The sequence below is a fragment of the Microbacterium sp. genome (assembly GCF_031988965.1).
In the GTDB taxonomy this organism is placed as follows: Bacteria; Actinomycetota; Actinomycetes; order Actinomycetales; family Microbacteriaceae; genus Microbacterium.
Map to the genome: position 1 here is coordinate 48,305 of NZ_DALZXX010000008.1, position 6,707 is coordinate 55,011.

The following is a 6,707-nucleotide window of genomic DNA, read 5'->3' on the forward strand; positions in this document are numbered from 1 at the left end:
CTCGTCCGGGCGGGTGGATCGACATCGTCACGTGCGTCTCTGCCTCAGGAGGCCGGGGTCAGATCGCGGTAGTTGACCGACTTCGGCTCCCACGGCTCGGCCGGGGCATCGACCCCCGACACCGTGGTGGTGTTCCAGGCGAGCGTCTCGACTCCCCGCAGATGGGCGCAGGTCAGCGCCTCGTCGGCGATGATCTTCGTCACCTGGGCCCAGAGATCGGCCGCCTCTTCGGATCCGCCCGCCGCGATCGCAGCATCCGCCGCTGCCTTGAGCTCGTCACTCTCGATCCCTGACGGGTTGCCGGGCGCATCAGCCGCGAACCACGCGCTGTACCACTCGAACGCGGTCAGCTCGTCGTTGCTGGAGAGCCCGAGCGGGTACTTGCCGCTGTTCCACTCGCCGTTGTACTGGGGCGGCGGCAGAGTGGTCACGGTGACACGGAAGTCGCCGATCTCGGCCGCTTGAGTCATGTAGACCTCGATCTGCGTGTTGTTGTAGGGAGCGGCGGCCATCTCGACGGCGACCGAGGGGCTTCCGGCCTCGGCATACAGCTCCTGCGCCCTCTCGAGGTCGGTGGGGTACCCCTCGATGGCGGGGTTGTAGCCGATCTCGCCTTCGGCGAAGTGCTGAGTCGCGGCCTCGCCCTCCCCCTCGACCTTGATCATCTGGTCGATATCGATTGCGTAGCAGACGGCCTGGCGCAGAGCGACGTCTTCGAAGACGCCTCCGGGGCCACGATCGAAGAAGAAGAGGTTGTTGCGGATCGCCGGATACTGCAGCGAATCGACGTCCGAGCCGTCGAAGCGCGGCAGCGAGGTGACCTCGGTATCGGTGAGGTCGAGATCGCCGGCGAGGAGAGCGGCCGCGGACGATTCCGCTTCGTCGATCGCGTAGAGCTCGACGTTCGCGAAACCGGGCTTGTCTCCCCAGTACTCGTCGAACGCCGCGAAGAACATCTTGGTGCCGACGATCGACTTCGCGTCGTCGTAAGCCCACGGCGATGTGCCGACCGGGGTCTGAGCGATCGAGCCGTCGGCGATCGCCGTGGGGCTCGCGATCGGCAGGGCGCGGGTGGTCAGGGTGGTCGGCAGCGAGGGGTTGGGGCTGGAGAGGTTGAGTCGCACCGTGTACTCGTCGACGACGTCGACCGAGTCGACCGTCTGGAACGAGCCCGCATAGGCGGTCGCTCCCGACTTCACGTACTCGACGTTCGCCTTGACGGCCTCAGCGTCGAACGGGGTCCCGTCGTGGAACGTCACTCCCTCTCGCAGCGTCAGGGTGAGGGCATCATCGGTGAGCTCGTAGTCGGTGGCGAGAAACCCCGTCGGGATCCCGTCGTCACCCGGAGCCAGCAGTGTCTCGTAAGGGATCCGGAGCACACCGCCCTCGAGCTCCTGACCCGGCGCCCAGCTCTCGGGGAACTGGCCGAAGTTGACACGGAGCGTGGCATCCGCGGTCGTTCCGGTCGAACTGTCGGAGTCGTCCGGCGCCTCTGCCGAACAACCGGCCAACATCAGGCCGGCGACCGCGAACACCGCGGCCGTCTTCAGTACTGCACTCTTGCGTGGCACCTTTGCCTCCTCAGATGAATGCGGGTCCGGCCGATCGGGAGTCGGCGACCCGGAACCCGTTCACCATAACCACGGGGGCATCCGCCGGTATATGCCAGCGCGTGCAACATAACTGTGCACGATCGGGGGGATCTCCCGACGCCCGCTTCTGCCTATCGTGAGAAGTGACGCGGAGAGTCCGAGACCGCGCAGGAAAGCAGGAGCCGACAATGACCGTCGTCGACATCAACATCCATCACCTCCCCGAGGATCTCTTCACGAACGAGAAGATCCTGCGTGGGTTCCTCGACTCGGCGCCGCGCGGCTTCGGCGAGATCGCACGCGTAATCACGATGGACAGCGGCAAGAAGCAGCTCATCCTCGAGAAGCCGGCCGGATTCCAGAACCTCAACTACGTCGAGGGCGACTACTCGGCCGACGCCAAGCTCGCGGCGATGGACGAGGCGGGTGTCGACTACGGCATCATGCGCGTGCCCGTCTGGCAGGAGTGGCTCGGGCTCGAGACCTGCAAGGCCGTGAACGACAACGCCGCCGACATCGTCAGTCGCTCCGGCGGACGCCTGTTCGCTACCGCGTGCGTGCCGCCGTGGGGCGGCAGGGAGAACATCTACGAACTCGAGCGCAGCGTGAAGGAGCTCGGGGCCGTCGGTGTGCAGCTCGCCTGCCACTACGGTCAGCTCTACCTCGATGACGAGGTCTTCGAGCCGTACCTCAAGGTCATCGAGAAGCTCGACATCCCCGTCATCGTCCACCACACTCCGCTCCCCGTCGAATACAAGTCGGTCATCGACTACACCAACCTGCGGCGCGAGTACGGGCGCATCATCGACCAGGGCATCGCCGTCGGCCGCGAGCTCTTCAGCGGCATGTTCGACCGGATGCCCGGACTGCGCTTCATCCACACCATGATGGGCGGCAACTGGTTCGCGAACACCGCCCTGCTCACCCCGCACGCCACGAACAAGCCCGAGGCCATGCAGCGCCTCGACCCGACCGGCGGCGCGAAGATCACCCAGTACCTCGACGAGAACATCTTCTTCGACATGACCCACCCCCACTCGTGGGGCAAGGACCAGGTCGAGGCGGCGCTGAAGATCAACGGCGCCGACCACTACCTGTTCGGCTCGTCGTTTCCCGTGTTCTACAGCTGGATGGGCCAGGGCGTCGAGTTCGTCAAGAACGAGCTCGAGATCAGCGACGCCGACCGCGAGCTCGTGCTCTCGGGCAACGCCAAGCGACTGTTCAATCTGCCCATCTGACATGACCTCGCACGCCCAGCAGAACGACATCGACGGTTTCTTCTCGAGCGACCGGGTCGCCGGGCGGGAGGAGGCCGTCGAGCTCGACGCCTCGTCGTTCCGGGAGTATCTGATCCCCCTCGACGACCCGACTCTGGCCGACGTGCGAGGCATGGACTACGAGGAGTTCACCGCTGACCGGTATCAGGCGCCGTTCCTGCGCGAGCTGCTGAACCACTGGAAGGGACTGTACGAGGAGCCTTTCGTCGGCGTCACCAGCGATGGCACGGTGCAGGACGTGTGGCATCTGGACGACGGACCGGCGGCGGGCTCCGCCGCGGCAGAGTCGGCATCCGCTCTGCTGGCCTCCCTCTCCCCCGCGGAGCGTGCGGCCGTGCGGTATCCGATCGACGCACCCGAGTGGCGTAGCTGGAGCAATCCCGAATTCGTCTTCTTCCGCACCGGGCTCCGCCTGGACCACCAGAAGGATGAGGTCGTCGAGGCCGCGCTCGCGGTGGTCGAGGCGTCGCTCAGCGTCGAGGGCTATGCCCGAGTGCGGGAGACGATGGGGCTCAACGGATACCTCGGCGAACTGGTCGACCTGCCCCGGATCATGAACGACCGCAGCTACTGGTTCGCGCTCTACGGCGAGCCGGGGGCAGGGCCGTGGGGGTGGCAGCTGTTCGGCCACCACGTCGCGGTGCACTCGGTGTTCGCGGGAGCGAGACAGGTCATCGCCCCGGTCTTCCTGGGCGGCGAACCGGCACTCAGCGATGACGACCGCCGTCCCCTGTTCGATGCACGCGAGCGGGATGCTCTCGACCTCGCCGCATCGCTGTCACAGGAGCAGCGCGACGCAGCGATCGTATACGCCTCGGTGCTCGACCCTGCCATGCCGGAGGGTCGGCTTCATCCGGCCGACGAACGGCACGTCGCCGGCGCGTTCCGCGACAACCGCATCGTCCCATACGAGGGCATCCAGGCATCCGACCTGACGGATGCCCAGTGGAACCTGCTGCGATCGATCGTCGAAGACTTCCACCGGCTGCTCCCCGAAGAGCAACTCGCCCTGACGCTCGCGGAGATCGACGCGCACCGAGACGTCACCCGGTTCAGTTGGTACGGCGCCACCGACGGCACTCAGCCCTTCTACTTCCGCATCCAGAGCCCGGTGGTGCTCGCCGAGCTCGATCATCATGCCGGCGTCTGGCTCAGCAATCGCCTGCCGGCTCGATTCCACGTACACACCACGCTGCGTCTGCCGAACGGCAACGACTACGGCACCGCGTTCCGCGCCGCGATGCGCTGACGCTCGGCTCCTGCAGCATCCGATCAAGGAGGATCCATGCTCCCCACCACCAACGACACTCCGCCGTTCGTCCTCACCAGGGCGAGCCACGTGTCGCTCGCAGTGACCGACCTCGAAGTCAGCCGCGACTTCTATCGCGACGTGATCGGCCTCGTCGTCACTGAAGAGGCCGACGATGCGATCTACCTACGCGGCCTCGAAGAGGCGGCGCACCACAGTCTGGTGCTCGTCCGGGCCGAGCAGCCCGAAGCGCTGCACGTCGGATTGCGGGTGCGCACCGACGACGACATCGCCGCCGCCGAGCGGCACTTCGCGGCCGCCGGGGTAGAGCACGAACGCGTCGAGGTGCCCCACCAGGGGCCAACGCTGCGGTTCCGTGACGGCGTCGGCACGCACATCGAGCTCACCAGCTCGATGGACGTGGTGGAGCGCAAGATGCAGAAGTTCGACGAGTTCCGCGCGGCATCCCCGCAACGTCTGGATCACTTCCAGGTGGTGACCCACGATGTGCAGGCCGCGACCGACTTCTGGGCCGGCCTCGGCATGAGGATGGCCGAGTACACGGCAGCCGACGGAACGGACGAGCTCTGGGGCACGTGGCTCGAGGTCAAGGGCAACACCCACGACCTCGTGTTCACGAACGGTCGTGGCCCCCGCCTGCACCACTTCGCCTACACGGTGCCGGATGCCTCGGCGCTGCTGCATGCGGCCGACGTCTGCGGTGCGGTCGGTCTGGGCCGCGAGATCGACCGTGGGCCGGGTCGACATGGCCTGAGTAACGCGCTCTTCCTCTACGTGCGCGATCCCGACCAGCACCGCATCGAGCTCTTCACCACGCACTACCAGTTCATCGACCTCGAGACGCCACCGATCCGCTGGGACGTCAGCAACCCGCAGCGCGCACAGCTGTGGGGCATGCCCGCATCGAGGCGCTGGTTCTTCGAGGCCAGCGAGTTCCCCGGAGAGGCTGTGCACCCGCCGTTGCTCACCGCGAATCCGGAGACGCTCGAGGAGTACCTGAGCCTGCACTGAGACGATGGGCAGAGTCTACTTTCCCGCTGCGACCAGGATCGAGAGGGCGTATTGCGAAGACAGGACCTCGAGCGCAGCCAAACTCGCGTTACCGCCGCGTTACTGCGGTGACCGCTCCCCATCGGGGGCCCGCAGTGTTCCAATGGAGTCACGGCCCTGCTGCTGGCGGTGACGGGGGATCTGAACTCAGAGCGCACTATCGCGTTGAGAACGCACGCAGAGAGTGCAATTACCAGCCCGCCGGAATCTGCACCGCGAATGCACCACACCCCACCCCGGATACGGAAAAACCCCCGATTTCTCGGGGGTTTCCATGGCGGTGACGGTGGGATTTGAACCCACGGTAGGGGGTTACCCTACACAACTTTTCGAGAGTTGCACCTTCGGCCGCTCGGACACGTCACCGCGGACTAGCTTACGACACCGAGGCCCGCGGCGCGAATCGAGCAGACGCGCGCATCTTCCCGCGGGCGAGCACACTTTTCTCCGGTGGCCGATCGGGGCGCGACGAAGCGTCCTGGTTAGGATGGCCTAAGGCATCCTACGCGGATGAGCCGCGGAGTCGAGGCACGGAGGGGACGCAATGGGCTTCATCACATCGGAGGCGCTGGCCGAGACCGGATACGTCGTCCTCGACGATCACGATCAGGCATCCGACCCCGCCGAGTGGCTCGATCTCGAGTACATCGGCTGGCGCTCGTCCGGCGTCACGCGCTTCGCTCCCCTCGCGAGCTATGCCGGTCAGATCGAGTGCAACGGCTTCTGGAACCACACCCCGCCCCGCACCGACAAGGACGGCGTGTGGGTCGACTCGCAGGTCGCGATCGCTCCGACTCTGCAGCGCCGGGCCCTCGAACCGGGTGTCGGCGTCGGTCGTTGCCGCGTGATCGAACTGCAGCCGAACGAGTACGCGGATGCCGTCTACAACCTGCACCAGGACGACAACAACCGCCTCAACGACGACGGCACCGGTTGGGTCGTGCGCGGGTACTACAACCTGTCCGACGACTCCGACTCGCTGCTGCTCCTGCGCTCGGACCGGTTCGACCCGGCGACCGAGATCCGCCTGCCGCTGCGCGAGGGGTCGCGCATCATCGTCGACACCCAGCGCTTCTGGCATGCGGTCTGGCACCGGGGCGTAGCCCCGCGCTACGCGCTGATCACGTCGTGGACCTCAGGCCCCGAGCTCGACGCTTACATCGCGGCCAATCACGGCGACCCGCACCCCGCGACGGTCGATCTCGATCCTCAGCTGGTCGATGACGCACAGGTCGAACTGCACCGCCGCATCGAAGAGCGCCGCCGGGTGTTCGAGGCCCAGGGCATCGTCATGGAGCCCCGCGCCGACCTCAGCGTCTGACGTCGCCCGTCTACTCCGAGACCGTCCGCCCGGCCTCGAGCCGCACGACCCGGTCGACGGTCCCCGCCGGCGGGGCGACGTGCGAGATGAGCAGCACCGACTGCTCCCCCGCCGCCTGCAGCAGATCGCTCAGCAGAGCATCGGATGCCTCGGGGTCGACGCCCGCCGTCGGCTCATCGAGCACGAGCACCGGGAAG

General features: G+C 66.6%; 5 protein-coding genes, 1 tRNA gene and 1 pseudogene. 4 read left to right on the forward strand and 3 right to left on the reverse strand.

Going from position 1 to position 6,707, the window contains the following annotated elements; all coding sequences use genetic code 11:
- Window positions 1-44 precede the first annotated feature (44 nt).
- Window positions 45-1,571 carry an ABC transporter substrate-binding protein gene (locus RTM68_RS04160; protein ID WP_312168560.1) on the reverse strand — a complete coding sequence of 509 codons (1,527 nt, stop codon included), beginning with the start codon at window positions 1,569-1,571 and terminating at the stop codon, window positions 45-47.
- A gap of 209 nt (window positions 1,572-1,780) precedes the next feature.
- On the opposite strand from RTM68_RS04160, the gene RTM68_RS04165 reads away from it, so the two are divergent.
- Genes RTM68_RS04165 through hpaD form a run of 3 tightly spaced genes read left to right on the forward strand, consistent with a single transcriptional unit; the run spans window position 1,781 to window position 5,150 of the window.
- Complete coding sequence (locus RTM68_RS04165) at window positions 1,781-2,830, forward strand: amidohydrolase family protein (RefSeq protein ID WP_312168562.1); 1,050 nt, start codon at window positions 1,781-1,783, stop codon at window positions 2,828-2,830.
- Between the two features lies 1 nt (window position 2,831).
- Window positions 2,832-4,118: a DUF3500 domain-containing protein gene (locus tag RTM68_RS04170; protein ID WP_312168564.1), complete on the forward strand. Its 1,287-nt coding sequence runs from the start codon at window positions 2,832-2,834 to the stop codon at window positions 4,116-4,118.
- Window positions 4,119-4,154: 36 nt separating this feature from the next.
- Entirely contained in the window at window positions 4,155-5,150 is a 996-nt protein-coding gene (gene hpaD / locus RTM68_RS04175) for a 3,4-dihydroxyphenylacetate 2,3-dioxygenase (RefSeq protein ID WP_312168566.1), read from the forward strand.
- Between the two features lie 314 nt (window positions 5,151-5,464).
- Here the strand turns inward: hpaD and RTM68_RS04180 are convergent.
- Window positions 5,465-5,555 (reverse strand) — tRNA-Ser (locus RTM68_RS04180).
- Window positions 5,556-5,733: 178 nt separating this feature from the next.
- On the opposite strand from RTM68_RS04180, the gene RTM68_RS04185 reads away from it, so the two are divergent.
- A complete protein-coding gene (locus RTM68_RS04185; RefSeq protein WP_312168569.1) occupies window positions 5,734-6,510 on the forward strand; it encodes a hypothetical protein in 777 nt (258 codons plus the stop codon).
- A gap of 10 nt (window positions 6,511-6,520) precedes the next feature.
- Here the strand turns inward: RTM68_RS04185 and RTM68_RS04190 are convergent.
- Window positions 6,521-6,707 (reverse strand): annotated as a pseudogene (locus RTM68_RS04190) (thiol reductant ABC exporter subunit CydC); the annotation flags it as partial.

Excerpts from the sequence above, each read along its gene's own strand:
- RTM68_RS04165 (WP_312168562.1), top strand. The coding sequence starts at position 1,781 with ATGACCGTCGTCGACATCAACATCCATCACCTCCCCGAGGATCTCTTC.
- RTM68_RS04170 (WP_312168564.1), top strand. The coding sequence starts at position 2,832 with ATGACCTCGCACGCCCAGCAGAACGACATCGACGGTTTCTTCTCGAGC.
- hpaD (WP_312168566.1), top strand. The coding sequence starts at position 4,155 with ATGCTCCCCACCACCAACGACACTCCGCCGTTCGTCCTCACCAGGGCG.
- RTM68_RS04185 (WP_312168569.1), top strand. The coding sequence starts at position 5,734 with ATGGGCTTCATCACATCGGAGGCGCTGGCCGAGACCGGATACGTCGTC.